At 62.1% G+C, this 14,460-nt stretch carries 22 protein-coding genes; 19 read left to right on the top strand and 3 right to left on the bottom strand.

Features of this window, described 5'->3' with window-relative positions:
- Window positions 1-55: 55 nt before the first annotated feature.
- The 11 genes from B5M41_RS10330 (at window position 56) to B5M41_RS10380 (ending at window position 8,540) form a co-directional block, all read left to right on the top strand.
- The gene (locus B5M41_RS10330; RefSeq protein ID WP_209020852.1) at window positions 56-1,711 is read left to right on the top strand and encodes a phage tail sheath protein; all 1,656 of its coding nucleotides are present in this window, start codon (window positions 56-58) and stop codon (window positions 1,709-1,711) included.
- A 16-nt stretch (window positions 1,712-1,727) separates the two neighbouring features.
- On the top strand, window positions 1,728-2,234 hold the full coding sequence (locus B5M41_RS10335) for a phage major tail tube protein (RefSeq protein ID WP_167718847.1): 507 nt from the start codon (window positions 1,728-1,730) through the stop codon (window positions 2,232-2,234).
- A 65-nt stretch (window positions 2,235-2,299) separates the two neighbouring features.
- The gene (locus tag B5M41_RS10340) at window positions 2,300-2,563 is read left to right on the top strand and encodes a phage tail assembly protein (RefSeq protein WP_134647321.1); all 264 of its coding nucleotides are present in this window, start codon (window positions 2,300-2,302) and stop codon (window positions 2,561-2,563) included.
- 293 nt (window positions 2,564-2,856) lie between these two features.
- Window positions 2,857-4,812 (top strand): phage tail tape measure protein, encoded by a 1,956-nt coding sequence (locus tag B5M41_RS10345; RefSeq protein WP_167718844.1) that lies wholly within the window; start codon window positions 2,857-2,859, stop codon window positions 4,810-4,812.
- Window positions 4,813-4,964: 152 nt separating this feature from the next.
- The gene (locus B5M41_RS10350; RefSeq protein ID WP_134647317.1) at window positions 4,965-5,408 is read left to right on the top strand and encodes a phage tail protein; all 444 of its coding nucleotides are present in this window, start codon (window positions 4,965-4,967) and stop codon (window positions 5,406-5,408) included.
- Window positions 5,409-5,412: 4 nt separating this feature from the next.
- Window positions 5,413-5,625: a tail protein X gene (locus tag B5M41_RS10355; protein WP_134647315.1), complete on the top strand. Its 213-nt coding sequence runs from the start codon at window positions 5,413-5,415 to the stop codon at window positions 5,623-5,625.
- A gap of 3 nt (window positions 5,626-5,628) precedes the next feature.
- Window positions 5,629-6,786, top strand: a complete 1,158-nt coding sequence (locus tag B5M41_RS10360) for a phage late control D family protein (protein ID WP_134647313.1) — start codon at window positions 5,629-5,631, stop codon at window positions 6,784-6,786.
- A 26-nt stretch (window positions 6,787-6,812) separates the two neighbouring features.
- Entirely contained in the window at window positions 6,813-7,601 is a 789-nt protein-coding gene (locus tag B5M41_RS10365) for a glycoside hydrolase family 19 protein (RefSeq protein WP_134647311.1), read from the top strand.
- Complete coding sequence (locus B5M41_RS10370) at window positions 7,598-7,798, top strand: Pam3-gp28 family putative phage holin (protein ID WP_134647309.1); 201 nt, start codon at window positions 7,598-7,600, stop codon at window positions 7,796-7,798. The genes B5M41_RS10365 and B5M41_RS10370 overlap by 4 nt, the downstream gene beginning before the upstream one ends.
- The gene (locus B5M41_RS10375; protein WP_209020851.1) at window positions 7,795-8,205 is read left to right on the top strand and encodes a hypothetical protein; all 411 of its coding nucleotides are present in this window, start codon (window positions 7,795-7,797) and stop codon (window positions 8,203-8,205) included. Before B5M41_RS10370 ends, B5M41_RS10375 begins: the two co-directional genes overlap by 4 nt.
- Window positions 8,202-8,540: a hypothetical protein gene (locus tag B5M41_RS10380; protein ID WP_134647307.1), complete on the top strand. Its 339-nt coding sequence runs from the start codon at window positions 8,202-8,204 to the stop codon at window positions 8,538-8,540. The genes B5M41_RS10375 and B5M41_RS10380 overlap by 4 nt, the downstream gene beginning before the upstream one ends.
- Here the strand turns inward: B5M41_RS10380 and B5M41_RS10385 are convergent.
- The 3 genes from B5M41_RS10385 to B5M41_RS10395 all read right to left on the bottom strand — a co-directional run bounded on the left by B5M41_RS10385 (window position 8,537) and on the right by B5M41_RS10395 (window position 9,518).
- Window positions 8,537-8,785, bottom strand: a complete 249-nt coding sequence (locus tag B5M41_RS10385) for a DUF982 domain-containing protein (RefSeq protein WP_134647305.1) — start codon at window positions 8,783-8,785, stop codon at window positions 8,537-8,539. The two genes, B5M41_RS10380 and B5M41_RS10385, sit on opposite strands and share 4 nt — an antisense overlap.
- On the bottom strand, window positions 8,782-8,994 hold the full coding sequence (locus B5M41_RS10390; protein ID WP_134647303.1) for a hypothetical protein: 213 nt from the start codon (window positions 8,992-8,994) through the stop codon (window positions 8,782-8,784). Before B5M41_RS10390 ends, B5M41_RS10385 begins: the two co-directional genes overlap by 4 nt.
- Window positions 8,995-9,257: 263 nt before the next feature.
- Window positions 9,258-9,518 carry a hypothetical protein gene (locus B5M41_RS10395; protein WP_134647301.1) on the bottom strand — a complete coding sequence of 87 codons (261 nt, stop codon included), beginning with the start codon at window positions 9,516-9,518 and terminating at the stop codon, window positions 9,258-9,260.
- 179 nt (window positions 9,519-9,697) lie between these two features.
- Between B5M41_RS10395 and B5M41_RS10400 the strand changes: the two genes are divergently transcribed.
- The 8 genes from B5M41_RS10400 to B5M41_RS10435 all read left to right on the top strand — a co-directional run bounded on the left by B5M41_RS10400 (window position 9,698) and on the right by B5M41_RS10435 (window position 14,437).
- Window positions 9,698-10,426, top strand: a complete 729-nt coding sequence (locus B5M41_RS10400; RefSeq protein WP_209020850.1) for a trypsin-like peptidase domain-containing protein — start codon at window positions 9,698-9,700, stop codon at window positions 10,424-10,426.
- Window positions 10,423-10,836, top strand: coding sequence for a hypothetical protein (locus B5M41_RS10405; protein WP_134647299.1), 414 nt, complete (start codon window positions 10,423-10,425; stop codon window positions 10,834-10,836). The genes B5M41_RS10400 and B5M41_RS10405 overlap by 4 nt, the downstream gene beginning before the upstream one ends.
- Before the next feature lie 17 nt (window positions 10,837-10,853).
- The gene (locus B5M41_RS10410) at window positions 10,854-11,150 is read left to right on the top strand and encodes a hypothetical protein (protein WP_134647297.1); all 297 of its coding nucleotides are present in this window, start codon (window positions 10,854-10,856) and stop codon (window positions 11,148-11,150) included.
- Window positions 11,147-11,689, top strand: coding sequence for a hypothetical protein (locus B5M41_RS10415; protein WP_209020849.1), 543 nt, complete (start codon window positions 11,147-11,149; stop codon window positions 11,687-11,689). Before B5M41_RS10410 ends, B5M41_RS10415 begins: the two co-directional genes overlap by 4 nt.
- On the top strand, window positions 11,689-12,102 hold the full coding sequence (locus tag B5M41_RS10420; RefSeq protein WP_134647295.1) for a hypothetical protein: 414 nt from the start codon (window positions 11,689-11,691) through the stop codon (window positions 12,100-12,102). Before B5M41_RS10415 ends, B5M41_RS10420 begins: the two co-directional genes overlap by 1 nt.
- The gene (locus B5M41_RS10425; RefSeq protein WP_134647293.1) at window positions 12,099-12,533 is read left to right on the top strand and encodes a hypothetical protein; all 435 of its coding nucleotides are present in this window, start codon (window positions 12,099-12,101) and stop codon (window positions 12,531-12,533) included. Before B5M41_RS10420 ends, B5M41_RS10425 begins: the two co-directional genes overlap by 4 nt.
- Before the next feature lie 288 nt (window positions 12,534-12,821).
- Window positions 12,822-13,205 (top strand): hypothetical protein, encoded by a 384-nt coding sequence (locus tag B5M41_RS10430; RefSeq protein ID WP_134647291.1) that lies wholly within the window; start codon window positions 12,822-12,824, stop codon window positions 13,203-13,205.
- Window positions 13,187-14,437: a hypothetical protein gene (locus B5M41_RS10435; RefSeq protein ID WP_134647289.1), complete on the top strand. Its 1,251-nt coding sequence runs from the start codon at window positions 13,187-13,189 to the stop codon at window positions 14,435-14,437. The genes B5M41_RS10430 and B5M41_RS10435 overlap by 19 nt, the downstream gene beginning before the upstream one ends.
- The last annotated feature ends 23 nt before the right edge of the window (window positions 14,438-14,460 follow it).

Genomic DNA, 14,460 nt, shown 5'->3' on the forward strand with positions numbered 1-14,460 from the left:
GGGCCCCTAACCCCACCACCACAAACCACCCAACCACATCCTAAAGGAGGCCGCATTGGCTGACCTATCGTACTTCCATGGCGTGAACCTTGGGGAAAGCCCCGACACGCCATCGCTTCTGCGCGTCCAGAACTTCGGTGTGACGTTCGTCAACGGCACGGCTCCCGACGCGGATTCTGCGGCTTTCCCGGTCAATACCCCGACGCTCGTCACGTCCCAGGCTGCTGCCTCGCTGCTTGGCTCGGTCGGCACGCTGCTGGCTGACGTCCTGACGGTGATGGGTGAGGGTGGCTCGACTGTCATCGTGAACCGCGTCGAGGACGACGAAGACCCGGCAGTCGTGCAGGCCAACCTGATCGGCGACGCGGCCGCCCGCACCGGCCTCTATGCCGCTCTGCGCGCCAAGTCGCTCCTGGGTGTCCAGCCGCGCGTCATCGTGACGGCCGGCGACACGGGCGCCTACATCGAAGACGGCGTGCTGTCCGTCACCGTGACGAATGGTGGCGCGGACTACACCGCAGCGCCTTCCGTTTCGTTCTCGACTGGTGATGCCACCGCGACCGCGACCATCAACAAGCACAAGGTCAAGTCGCTCACCATCACGAACGCGGGTGCCGACTACGCGACGGCTCCGACGATCACGATCGCTCCGCCTCCGGCTGGCGGCGTGCAGGCGACGGCGACAGCGACGGTTTCCGGCGGTGCCATCACGGCCATCACCATGGGCAACAAGGGCTCCGGCTACGTCGACGCTCCTGCCGTTACCCTTTCCGGCGGTGGTGGTTCTGGCGCGATCCTGACGGCGGTACTCGGCGGCCCGGTGACTGGCGTTACCGTTTCGGAGCCTGGCGAAGGCTACATCTCTGCACCGACGGTCAGCTTCTCCGGTGGCGGCGGCTCGAGCGCGGCGGCTGTTGCCAACCTTGGCGACGTCACCAGCCCGTTCGTCTCGGCCCTCGCGACGATCTGCCCGCAGATCCGCGCGCGTGCCTACATCCACGGCCCGAACTCGACCAACGCAGAGGCCGTCCGCTTCCGCAACACGGTCAACAGCGACCGCGTCCTGATTATCGACCCCAAGGGCATCAAGAACGTCAACGGCACGCCTGTGACGGTTCCGATCGCGCCGGTCTTTGCAGGCGTTCGCGCTCGCGTCGTGGCCTCTCCGGAAGGCGTGTCCGGCTCGGTATCGAACAAGATCATCCGCACGCTCGATGGCGTTGCGCGCACGATCCAGTACCCGGTCGACAGCAACTACCTCAACGAGCGGCAGGTTTCGACCGTTATCAATGAGCGTGGCGGCCTGCGCACCTGGGGCTCGCGCCTCGCGACGGATACCGAAATCTGGCAGTTCGACAGCGTCCGCGCCACGGCCGACATGATCAACGAAGCGCTGGAAGACCTGTACTTCGTCTATGTCGACCGCAAGCTGACAAAGGCCAACCTCAAGATGATGATCGAGGACGGCAACGCCGCGCTTCGCGTCTTCCAGAAGAACGACGACATCCTCGGCGGCCGCGTCTGGCTGTCCGACCTGAACGAGCCGACGGTCAACGCCAACGGCAAGGTGTTCCTGAATGTCGAATTCGAGCCGGTCGGCATCATGGAACAGATCAACATCACGACCCACCGCAACATCCTCTACTACCAGCTGCTGCTGGATGAGGTGCGCGGCGCGATCGAGAACGGCCCCCTGACGCTCGCCGTCTAATCACAAGGAATACACGATGAGCAATCTTCCAAGTTACCTCCTGCGTAACTGCATGCTGTGGGCCGACCGCGTCTCCAAGCTGGGTCAGATCGGGGACATCACGCCCCCGGTCCCGCAGGCGAAGCTCGAGGAGCTTCGCAACGCCGGCATGATCAAGCCGCGTGAGGTCCATATGGGCTACGAGAAGCTGGAATTCAGCTTCAAGATGCCCGGCCTCGACCCGCAGATCCTCAAGCTGTTCGGCCTCAAGGCCGGGACGGAGAACCTGTTCCTCATCACTGGCGCGCTGGTGGATGAGGACGGCGTCGAGCATTCGGCGGTCATGACTATCCGCGGCTTTCTCAAGCAGGCCGATCCGGGCAACTGGAAGCCGGGCGACATGGCGGAGAACGATTATTCGGTCTCGGTCAACTACTACAAGCTGGAAGTCGACGGTGACGAGCTGATCGAAATGGATGACTTCGACGTGAAGATCGGGGGCATCAGCCAGCATAGCGGCATGCGGAACTCGCTGCTTCTCTAGCATTCCACGCCGCAAACTCAGCCCGCGCGAATGCGGGCTTTTTCTTTCCTGATGAGGAGACCAGCATGACGACTGTCAAGCTTTCCAAGCCCGTTGAGCACAACGGCAAGATTTATGACGAGTTCACCTTCCGCGAAGCCGAAGTCGGCGACCTGATGCTAGCCGACGCCGTGAAGGGCGAAATGTCCAAGATCGTCGCTGTTCTGGCATCCATGGCAGACGTGCCGCTTCCAGCGTTCCGCAAGGTCAAGTCTCGCGATCTGAACGCCATCATGGCCGCAACCAAAGACCTCCTGGGGGAGGAGCCGCCGGTCACGACTGGCGCCTGATTGTGAGCGTCATCGCTCGCGAGCTCAAGCAGGACGTAGACCGGCTCGAAAAGTGGCCGCCCAGTAAGGCCATGGCCTACTTCGAAAAAGCAATGGAAGTCCGTCGCCTGTTCGGCGGCGGCATGTAGCGCGAGGGCAGCATGGCCGTCTTGAAATCAAGCCTGATACTCTCGCTCATCGACAATGTGTCGGGCAGGGCGAAGGGCATCAACAGCGCGCTCGGTAGTCTACAGCGCGGGCACGCTTCCTTCCTTGGCATGGCTGGTCGGCTCGCCGCCTTCGGTGGCGCCTATGTGGGCGTCACGCAGGGTATTGGCGGAACCGTCGGTGCGGCGCTGGAATTTGAGTCTGCATTCGCCGACGTCCGCAAGGTGCTGGACGCGAACGACGAGCAGATGGCGAACGTTCGCCGCTCGATCATCGCCATGTCGAAGGAACTGCCGATAGCGGCCAGCGGAATCGCCCAGATTTACGCGGCGGCCGGCCAGTCGAACATCCCGCTGGCGGAGATCACCAAATTCAGCGAGATGGTCGCCAAGGTGTCGACGGCATGGGACGTTCCGGTCGCCGAGACAGGGCAGGCGCTCGCGGAGATCAAGAACCAGCTTAATCTCGGCGTGAACGAGGTCGGGCTGTTCGCCGACAGCCTCAATCACCTGTCGAACAATACGGCGGCCAATGCGCCGCGGCTGCTGGAATACACGAAGCGCGTCGCCGCAACCGGCGAGATGTTCGGCTTCTCGGCGCAGGAAACCCTGGCGTTCGGTGGCGCCATGATCTCGTCTGGTGGTGAGGCGGAAGTCGCAGCGACTTCGTTCCGGAACATGGGCCGCGCTCTCACGATCGGTACGCGCGCCACCAAGACGCACAACACAGCTTTCAAGCGTCTGGGGCTCGATGCGGTGAAGACCGCCAAGTCGATGCAGAAGAACGCGCTGAAGACGACGCTGGACGTCATCGACCGCATCCAGACGCTGCCGGAGTGGGAGCGGATATCGATCGCCTCGGCGCTGTTCGGCGACGAAGCGCGCGCCCTGATGCCCGTGATCAACAATGCCACGGAGTTGCGGCGCCAGCTTGGCCTCGTGGGCGATGAGGCGAACTACGCGGGCAGCGCCTTCAAGGAGTACACGATCCGCGCCAGCACGGTCGGAAACGTGCTGCAAATCCTTAAAAACAAGTTCGCCGACTTCTTCCGCAGCATGGGCGACGACATGCTGCCCGGCATCAAGGAAGCGGCGCTCGGCGTCGGTGACATCCTGGATACGATGGGCGAGCGCGCCACCATCTTCGACAAGATGGGCACGGCGATGCAGGCCTTCCTGCAGGGCTTCGGCGTCGACAGCGGCATTCGCGAAACAATTAACGACCTGGGTGACTTGCTGTTCGGCAAGGCGGATGGCTCTGCTTCGGCCGACCAGCTGGGCAGGATCTTCGCAAAGTTCAAGGAATACGGCGCATCCGTCCGCGAACTGTCTGACGCGATCCGCAACAATCCGATCGCGCAGTTCCTTGGAGAGCTGGGCGCGGACGGTTTCAAGCTCATGCTTGCCGCCGTGGGGATTGGCCTTGTCGCGAGCTCGATCATGAAGCTGGCGCGGGCGATCGCGTTCCTTACTGGCATCACGACGGCCGTCGGAATTCTGAAGACGCTAGGCAAGATTGGCGGCATCATTGGTGGTGGAGCAGCGGGCGCCGCTGGCGCCGGCAGTGCTGCGGCCGGTGGAGCCGCGGCAGGCGGCGGCATAGCGGCGACGCTGGGGTCTGCGTGGAAGTACCTGAAGGGGCTTGGTGCTGGAGCGGTCATCGGTTCGACGCCGCAGCTGCTTTCCGAGACGCCCGGCGACACTTTCGAAAAGCAGGTACAGAATCAGGCCAAGTTCAAGGATTTTCTTGAGCGCATGCTTGGCTTGAAGAAGGACGAGGCCGGGGTCTCAGGGCTGAGCAGGTTCATGTTCGGAGCCGCAGCAGACCCCGGCTTCGACTCTCGCCAGCACTTTGGTGTCGAAACGAAAGCCGCCAGCAACACGCCCGTCATCATCGACTCGAGCAGCATCGCGGCAATGAACCAGCCGTCAGGCGTTCAGCAGGTGGCGGTGACGAACCCGCAGCCGATTGAGATCACGGTAAACGCACCGATCACCATAAGTGGCGTGTCATCTCCGGAGGCAGCAGCTGACGCGGCCGCGTCCCGCCTTGGACAGGCCGTAAAGTCGACCGTAGGCGCAAGCTGGGGTGGGCCTAGGTAAGGGATCTCACGACACAAACCTAGCCATCTCGGTGGCTAGGTAAAACCATAGCCACAACGTGAACAAGAACAACGCTACTCGCACGTATCGCTTGTTTGTGTTTTCCATCTGGCAATCTTACCGCGTTACCAGCCGTCACGCAAGGAGCCCCCATGACCGTTTCAATGATGCTCGGAGGCTTCGCCTTCGAAGCGCGCGACAGGCTTGGCTATGAAGGCGTGCAGCGCAAGGTGCAGACGCCGTGGGCCGAGATCAAGGTCGCGCAGACCATGGATCAGCAGCAATGGACCGGCCCGACCTCTGAAGAGGTGACGATCCGCGGTGTGCTGTTCCCGCAAGAGTACGGCGGCCAGGCGTCGCTCGATGGTATCATTGCCTCAGCGCAGGCCGGAACGCCCATGATGCTTGTCTCCGGCGATGACTACGAAGGCGTGATCCATGGCATGTTCACGGTGCACGGCATCGACGAGGATCGCAGCTACCACAACGCTGCTGGCGCGGCGCGGAAGAACAGCTACTCGATCACACTGAGGCGCTACGGCCAGTCAGTTGCCGGTGGCGGCCTGTTTGCACCGATCCTCAATCTGTTCGGGTGATCCGATGCCATCCACATACATCACGAAAGCCGGACAGACCGTCGACCTCGTCTGCCGGGACTTCTACGGCCGCACGCGCTCGACCACTGAAATCGTCCTCGACGCCAATCCTGGCATAGGGGCGCTCGGGCCGGTTCTGCCGATCGGGACCGCGCTCGTCTTGCCCGACATCGACACGCGGCCGGCGGCGCGCGAACTGGTGAAGATCTGGGAGTAATCAATGAAGCCCAGAATTGAAATCACGATCGACGGCCAGCCTGTTGCCGGCGCGTTCTACGAGCGCCTGATATCCGTCACGGTGACGGACAAGGAGGAGGGTGGCGCAGACACGTTCGATATGGAGTTGAACGACGGACCGCCGCAATTCCTCGCCATCCCGCGCAAAGGGGCGGTCGTAGATATCAGAATGGGGTACGGCACGACCCGGTCTTTAGGGCGGTTCACTGCCGACAAAGTGACACCTAAGTTTCTACCGTATTCCATGTCGATCGGCGGCAAATCTGCTGACCTGCGAAGCGGCAAGTTGAAGGAAAAGCAGGAGCGGCACTGGGACAAGAAGAAGCTCAAGGACATCGTGTCCGAGGTGGCGACGGAGAGCGGTCTTTCCGCCTCTGTTGACTCGGATATTGGCGATTTCGAGTATGAGTGGTTCGGGCAGCAAGACGAATCCAATGTCCAGATGCTCCAGCGCCTTGCCGATCGTCACAATGCATTGTTCGCAGTGAAGGGGGGGAAGCTCGTTTTCTCCAAACGAGGCTCCGGCCTGTCCGCAAGCGGCACCTTTGCTGGTACGGTAATCGTCACGCCTGACATGGTGGTTCAGGGCTCCGGCTCTTTCGAATCGAACGACGAGACAAAGTACAGCAAGGTTGTCGCGTATTATCAGGACAAGGATAAAGCGGAGCGCGTCGAAGTCGCAGTGGACGCCGATGCTGACGGCGACAGCGTCTACCGGATAACCGAACCATTCTCCAGCCTGGCGGAGGCCGACAAGGCTGCGCAGGCAAAAGCCAACGACAGAAAGCGTTTTGAGGGCTCTGCCAGCGTCACCGTGATCGGCGACACGGCCATCACCGCGGGCTCGGCGTTGCTGTTCAGCGGAATCCGCCCCGGCCTAGACGGCGTGCCCTACGTCATCGATACCGCCACCCACAAGTACGACAAGTCTGGCGGCTACACGACCGCGATCAGCGCCAAGCTCTACGACGGCAAGTCCGGCAAGGGCGGCAAGGCTCCCGCAAAAGACGGCGCGACAAGCGGCGGCGGCAAGACCGTCGGCGAAACGGGCACCGTCGCGAAGGACTCCCCCGCCGGCACGCCTGCGACGCCAGACGGCTGGTCACAGTATCAGCGCAACGGGCTGACCGACGCCAACTAAGTCGGCACTATTCAAAGGAAATCGAAATGGTAACTGCAAACGACCTGCGAGCGATCGCGGGAACGACGAAGCGCGTGCAGATGCACGACGACCTTGCGGCGGCGTTCAACAAATATGCTGCTGCCTATGGCGTGAACAACCAGAAGCGCATTTCCGAGTTCCTGGCGAACGTTTGCCATGAGACGGGCGGCTTCACTCGCCTGTCGGAAAACCTGAACTATTCCGTCGAAGGGCTCATGAAGACCTTCGGTCGCCATCGAATCAGTGCGGCCGACGTGAACAGGCTCGGGCGATCCGGGAAGCGGGCGGCCGATCAAAAGGCAATCGCAAACAAGATCTATGGCGGCGAATGGGGCCGTACCAACCTTGGCAACACTCAGCCGAACGATGGCTGGGACTATCGCGGCTCCGGGCCGGGCCAGGTCACTGGCCGCGCCAACTTCGCCAAGGTCGAAAAGGAAAGCGGCATTCCCGTCGTGGCAAACCCTGACCTGCTTCGGCAGGCTGACGCAGGAATGAAGGCGGCGCTCATCCTCTGGCAGAAGTGGGGCCTGAACGAGATGGCCGACAATGGCCAGACGACGGCGATCCGCAAGCGGTGGAACGGCGGCAGCCTCGGTCTGACGGAAGTCAAGGACGCGCGCGGCAGGGCAATGAAGCTCAAGCTTTCCGTGCCGGCCTCCACTGCCACCACCACGCCCATCCCCGCGCCCAAGCCGGAAATGCCGCCCAGCGCCACGCCGACGAAGAAGGCTGGCTGGCTGGAGGTGCTTACGGCCTTCATCATCGCACTCTTTCCGGGACGCTCGAAATGACCGTATGGCTTCGCATTCTTCTCTATGTCATCGCCGGCTGGCTGTACGGTTCGGGCTACATCGGCGACGAGGTTAAGGAACTCCTCACCACCGACCCCGCCGTTGCCGCCTCCATTGAAGCCGGCATCAGCGCCGCGATCGCCTCCGTCCCGATTGCCTGGTGGCAGTGGGCCAAGCGCAAGGGCTGGGCAACGTGATCCAGCTTATCCTGAAATGGCTTGGTGGCGATCTCGCCACCGCCCTGACGCGCGCCTACGAGCTCAAGCTGAACGCCTCGAACGACTCCGAGCGCATCAAGGCTGACGTGTCCATCAAGGCGCTCGAGGCGCAGATGGCGGCACAGGCGAACAACGCGGCCGTCGTGCGCGAGGGCATGCAGCACAAGGCCTTCTGGATTCCTTGGCTCATTGCCGCCGTTCCGACTGCGGCGTGGTTCGGCTGGGGCATGACGGACTCGCTGTTCGACGGTACGCTTCCGGACGTTGCGGCGCTGCCGCCGCAGCTCAAGGAATATGCGGACATCGTGTTCGCGAACATCTTCTATGTGGGCGGTGGCGTTGCCGGTGCCCAGTTGATCGCAAAGGCGATTGGAGGCAAGAAATGACCGGCTCTGAAATCATGGCCGTCGTCGGCTTCTTCGTCATGCTCTCTGGCACGCTCTGGGGCATCTGGTGGCGGATCGAGGGGAAGGTGGAGAAGGCCAAGACAGAGGCGGCCGGTGTTGCAGCCTCAGCCAACGCGCTCGCCCTTCTTACGCGCCAGGAACTGGCCGACCACAAACTCCATACGGCCGAGACATACGTGACCAAGGCCGGCATGCAGGAGCAGACAGCGCAGATCATGCGCGCCATCGAGGGCGTCGGCAATCGGATTGATGGCCTTGGTGAGCGACTAGATCGCCTCTATGAAGCGAGGCCGGGGACAAGGCGGTCGTCCTAATCCCGTATGAAGACACCGGCCTCGTCGGCAGCCAGTAGGAACGCGTGACGCGACTCTTCCGGGTCGACCTTGCCCTCCAAGGCGGCCAGGCATATTTCCTGCGCCGCTTTGAAGGCCGGACCTTCGTCCGTCGGCCAGTGGTAAAGCAGGATGCCAGCCGCCTCGCTCGCGCTGCTGATGGTGCGATAGACACCGAGCGTCAGCGTCTCGAACGTGACGGGTTCTGCCCAGAGGCCGGCTCTCATGGGTCAGGCGCCGGGTCCGGGTCTTCGGCGTAGGCCAGTTCCCTGTTGTCGACGACGCTTTTTAGTGCGGCGAAGACAACGTGCGGTGGCCATCCTGCCGTTATCGCTTCGTCGATCAGGTCGCGAACGTGGTCGTCGAGCGCCTGTTCGCAGTCCATCTGCGCGTCGTCAGGGTCCACGCCCTGTCTGGGTCCTGTAATCGTAGCCATGCGCACCTCCACTTCGAAGGAGAATAGGGCTGGCGGCTATCTAGGCAAGGGTCGCGCGACCGGCACGGTCCTGTCCGCGCTGCGAGCACTGACGATGCTTCGCCCGCGCTCGCCACAAGTAGCGCACCGGAACGTTCGGTTAAGCGCAGGACCGTCGGGCGGAAGCTTCGTCATGTCCAGCTCGACGAACCTGTCGCATCGCTCGCAATGCACGTGATATCGCAGGTTCATTGCCACCATCCCGCCCCAGGTGCTGTTGTTCATCAGCGGGGAGCCTGGGCAACAATCCATGTGTTGCTGCCCTTGTTGCCGCACTTGCGACACCGCAGGGCGGGCCGCAGGTCTGCGATCCTGGAGGTTTCCCCGTGTTCACGCGCCAACTGCCAACGATCTACCCAGCCTTCGCGCTCGCACTGTGAGCAATGGCCACCAAGTTCGTACCATTGCGGCAGGCTCTCGAACGTCGGCTTTTGCGCATTGAACAGCGACTCAAAGTCGAGCGGGGCAAGCTTCCTGTTGGTCATACGGCTTTGTACTTATTTTGTTCTTATCGATCAAGCCCCCTCTGCCTCACGGTGGAGGGGGCTGTTTTTGTTTCTGGTCTTGACAAATTTGTAAAAAAGAACTAAGGTGAACAAATTGGCGCTACCAACGCCATGCGCCGCCAACCAAGCGGTTCCTACCACCAACAGAGGAGGCATACATGACCCTGCTTAGACGCATGGCGTTAATCGCCTTGGGGGCGTTCATAGTCGTTGCGGTCGTATTCGCACCGAGCGCCGCTGCCTACATCTTCCCGAAGATCCCGGCACCAACAACGGTCATGGTCGAGCGCGCCGCTCCCACGACGCCGGTTATGGCTGACGCATCGCTTCTCATCAAACGGCCGTCAGACCTCGGATCGGCCTTCCATATCGGCGGTGGTCGCATCGTTACCGCGGCACACGTCGTCGTCGGGGCGAAGGTCGTATCGATCAAGTCGTGGGACGGTCGAACATCGTCTGCCACCGTCGTGGCGGTCGACGAGAAGACCGACGTTGCTATCCTGCAGACCAACATGAAACTGCTCGCGGCCGACCTCAGCTGCAGCGTGGTGCCCGTAGGCACGCCGCTGACGGCGATCGGCAACCCGATGGGGCAGGAGTTCGTCACCGTATGGGGGAAGGTCGCTGGCGCACCGCGCGACGGCCTAGGACGCCTTCTCTATGTCACCGACATGACGACCGTCATGGGGCAGTCCGGCGGACCGGTCTTCGCTGACGGCCGTATTGTCGGGGTCACATCCGCCGTGATGCTTGCGCCGCTGCAAATCCCAGGCTCGTCCGGCGGCTACGTCCCGACGATCGTCGGTCTCGGCTACGTCGTGCCGTCGACGGTGGTGTGCGAGATGATCGCGAAACTTGATGCCGCTGGCGGGGAGGGCTCTGTATGACCGCCCGCCTCATCATCCTCAACACGTGCTGGCTGGCGCTCGTCGCGTGGGCGGCAATCATGGGCTACGTCACGTTCGTCTTCACCCATGACGTGTCCGGCATTTCGTATGTGATCGCCGTCCTGCTGGCGGTAACGACCGCAGCAGCGTTCTGGGGCAAGACCAGCCTCCTGCCGCACGCCAAGCTCTGGTTCGTCATGCTCGGGCTGATCGGGAATCTGATCGGGTTTATCCTTGCGATTCAAGGCATGGCCTCCGGCTCTCTGGACAGCGCCGACGGCCTCATGACACTGGCCAATGCGCTCCTTGAAGGCATGAGCGTTGCGTTCTGCTCGACGCTGGTGGGTGCGATCGCTGCGCTCTGGACGAGCACGAACGCATGGCTGCTCGGGCTGGCGGCAAGCGAATGAGCGCGTGGATATATGATATGTCGTCCGCGCCAAAGGATCGCCCAATCCTCGGCCTTTGCCGCCACGACGCCGACCCCTACCACGACGAAGTCACCGGCAGGCTGACCGATTACGGGTGCAGCGCGGAAGGCTTGGGCCGCGTTCAGGACGGACCGCACGTTCTCGTCTGGGGTGGTGGAGATAGCGACTACGACGAGTGGGCGCAGAAGACCATTTCTTGGCCAGACTGGTGGTTTCGCTTCGGGAGTGAGTTTGAGGAGGCCGCCAATCCGATCGCATGGATGGCGATTCCTGACGAGGGAGCGTTCCAATGATCCGCACCCTCATCCAAGACGTGCTCCTGGCAATGCTGCTGGGAGTGGTGGCGGTCGTCATGTTCATCCTGCCGTCGGTCAATCCGAAGGCAGAAACCGACCCCATCGACCCACCCGGAAACCTTGTAGCCTCCGCCGCATGGCCTGCTGGCGCCATCGACGTGGATCTCTGGGTGAAGTCGCCAGGCGACGAGGCGGTCGGCTACAGCCGCAAGTCCGGCAAGGTGTGGAGCCTGCTGCGTGATGACCTCGGCACATCCAACGATCTCTCGGGCCTTAATTTCGAGAGTGCTTTTACGCGCGGGCTCCCCGACGGCGAGTACGTCGTCAATGTGCGTTGCTACGGCTGCGCCGGCAAGGTGCCGGTGCCCGTGTCGGTCGAGGTGCGGCTCGCCTCGGGCGAACTTGTCTGGTCCGGCGTCGTGACGCTTGTTTCCGAAAAGCAGGAGAAGACAGCGCTGCGGTTCGTCATGCGAAGCGGCAAGGTCGTGCCGGGATCGGCGAGCCATGTTTTCAGAGAGATAAGAGGAGCGAAGTGATGGATATCTTCGGAATCTCGACAGCGGTAAAAGCCGTCGTGGAAGTATACTTCCGTGGCGCGCGACGAACAGGACGCACAAAAAATCTGTTGGACACGGTCAAAAAGGGCGACACCGTCGTATTCGTCAATAGGGAACAGGCTCGACTGTTCGAGTGTCTTTGTCGGGAGAATGAAATCACGGACGTTAAGACCGTGATCCTGCCTGTCGAGGACCCCGCTGCGATCTTTAACCTTCCAATGACTGAGGGCCGACTGATCTTTGACCATGTCTGGCTGGAAGAGCATTACCACCGCGAGGTCTCGTTGATCGGAAACCGTCTGGATCACATCGCTACGCAAGCGTCTGGCTGTGGTTCTGCTCATCGCGAGACGCGACGATTGGCGGTGCAAATGGCGAGGTGGAACCCATGACCCTCTCCCTCCTCCTATGGCTCGCCTTCGTGGTCGCCACCGCAACCGTGGTCGCCACCAACCCTAGGCTCCGGCAGGCAGTGGCCTTCGCCGTCATCGCGGCTGCCACCATCGCCATCCCGCTTGCGGCCCTCAGCTACCCTTCTCCCTGGCTACCGACGGGCCAACAGACCGTCCTCGGCGTTCGCGTCGACGTCGATAAGGCCATCTATGTGATGCTGGGCGACCCATCGTCTTCGGGCGGCGAGCCACGCCTGTTCGTCCTGCCGTACTCCGAGCAGACCGCGCAACAGTTACAGGCCGCCCAGGATGGAGCGGCCGACGGCGAGGGCGCGGTCGTCATGACGCAAGGCGAGGACGGCTCGCCCGGCTTTGCCGAAGAGGGCGGCGGCTCAAGCCCGCCCAAGAACGCGGAGGTGCCGCTGCTATGAGTTCGACGGTCATCTTCATCTGCCTTGCTGTCTTCATGGCCGCATTCATCTTCGCCGGCTGGTGGTTCTGGTATCCACCGCTGCCCGACGAACCGGAGGGCGAGTGATGCGATACGCGATTGCCATCGTTTTCTATCTGATCGGCGCGTTTCTGACTGGTGGCTACTACGCGAACCATCGGTGCAGTGCCTATCAGGAGTCATTCAATATATGCGGCTTTGACGCCACCCTGACAGGGATGTCTTGGCCCCTCTACTGGGCCGGTCGCGCCAGCCTTGAGGTGACGCGATGACCCTCACCAGCCTCTACCGCGAGATCGAGGCTCTAGGTGGCGCCACGATCATAGACGACTACGACGAGGGCTATACCGACGGCCTTGAGGACGCGCTGAAGGTGCTGCGCAAGCACGGCTTCGGACTGGATATGGCGCCGGGACCTTCATTGAAGTGGTCTCGATTTGAAAGATTTTTGACGGCAAGAACGCCGTTCGACACGGTCGTTTACGGCGTCGGCCCTTGGTACGAATTGTCGGGCGAATGGACCGTCCGCCTCAACGGCAAGGAGATCGGCCGCGCGCCGAACGAAGCTGGCGCGAAGTCACTAGCGCAGGAAGACTTCGTCCGCCGCATCCGTAGCAGTTTCATGGAGACAACATGCCCCAACCAATCCTAACTGACGAACAGATCGCCGAAGCCGTTGCCGCCATGCATGCGCACGGCAGCCAGTCTGCTGCGGCCGCCGCGCTCGGCCTTGCGCGCTCCAGCTTCCAGAACCGCCTCAGACGGGCGGCGGAGCGGGGGTTACTTGGCACCAAGCCGGTGTTGCCGGGATTCCGCATCGTGAAGGTGAGCAACGGCCCGCACGGCGACTATGTGCAGCAGAAGCCGGATGTCGGCCCGGAATTCGAGGTGCCAGCAGGACATACCGTCAAGGGCGTATCGGCGCTTGTTGATGCGGAAGGCCGGACGATTCAGCGGTGGGTGAAGACCCGCAACGAATATGCGCCGCAGGATATAGCCGAAATCCTGAAGGAGGCGTTCAAGGATGTTGAGCCTGCGCGCCCGACGATGGCGCCATCCATGGCGTGCCAGGATCTGCTCACGCTCACGCCGCTGGCTGACTGGCACATAGGCCTATTCGCGTGGCATCGCGAGGCCGACACGAACTGGGACCTCAAACTGGCCGAAGACACGATCGGTCGTGGCGTCGAAGACCTTATCAGCCGCACACCGCGGAGCGCTCATGCTATCGTGCTGGGTGGCGGGGACCTTTTGCATAGCGATACGAACGAGAACAAGACGGCGCGGTCGGGCAACGCCCTGCAGGTCGATGGGCGGTATCAGAAGGTGCTGATGACGGCCTGCCGACTGGTCGTTCGCACGATCGACGCCAATCTCCGCCGGCACGGCCACGTCACGGTGCGCATCCTGCCGGGCAACCACGACGAACACGCCTCGGTCGCGGTCGCCTATTTCCTACTGGCCTGGTATCGCAACGAGCCTCGCGTGACGGTCGACGTCGACCCGTCGCTGTTCTTCTGGTTTCGGTTCGGCAAGGTGCTGCTTGGCGCCACACACGGGCACACCGTCAAGCTGAAGGATATGGCCAGCATCATGGCGCACCGCCGGGCGGAGGACTGGGGCGCTACCCGTCACCGTTTCGTGCACGGATTCCATATCCACCACTCCAGCAAGTTCGCGACAGAAGGCAATGGCGTGATTTCTGAATCGCACCAGACGCCGACGCCCCAGGATGCGTGGCATTTCGGAGCGGGCTTCCTATCGGGGCGGTCGATGCAGTCGATCTCGTACCATCGCGAGTTCGGCGAGGTGTCGCGTGTCCGGGTGGCCATGATGGATGCGGCCAACGACAACGTGCCGGCAGAACAGAGGAGTGTGGCTTGAGCTCCTTGATCATATTGTTGGTG

The sequence above is a fragment of the Shinella sumterensis genome, assembly GCF_004514425.2.
Classification (GTDB): domain Bacteria; phylum Pseudomonadota; class Alphaproteobacteria; order Rhizobiales; family Rhizobiaceae; genus Shinella; species Shinella sumterensis.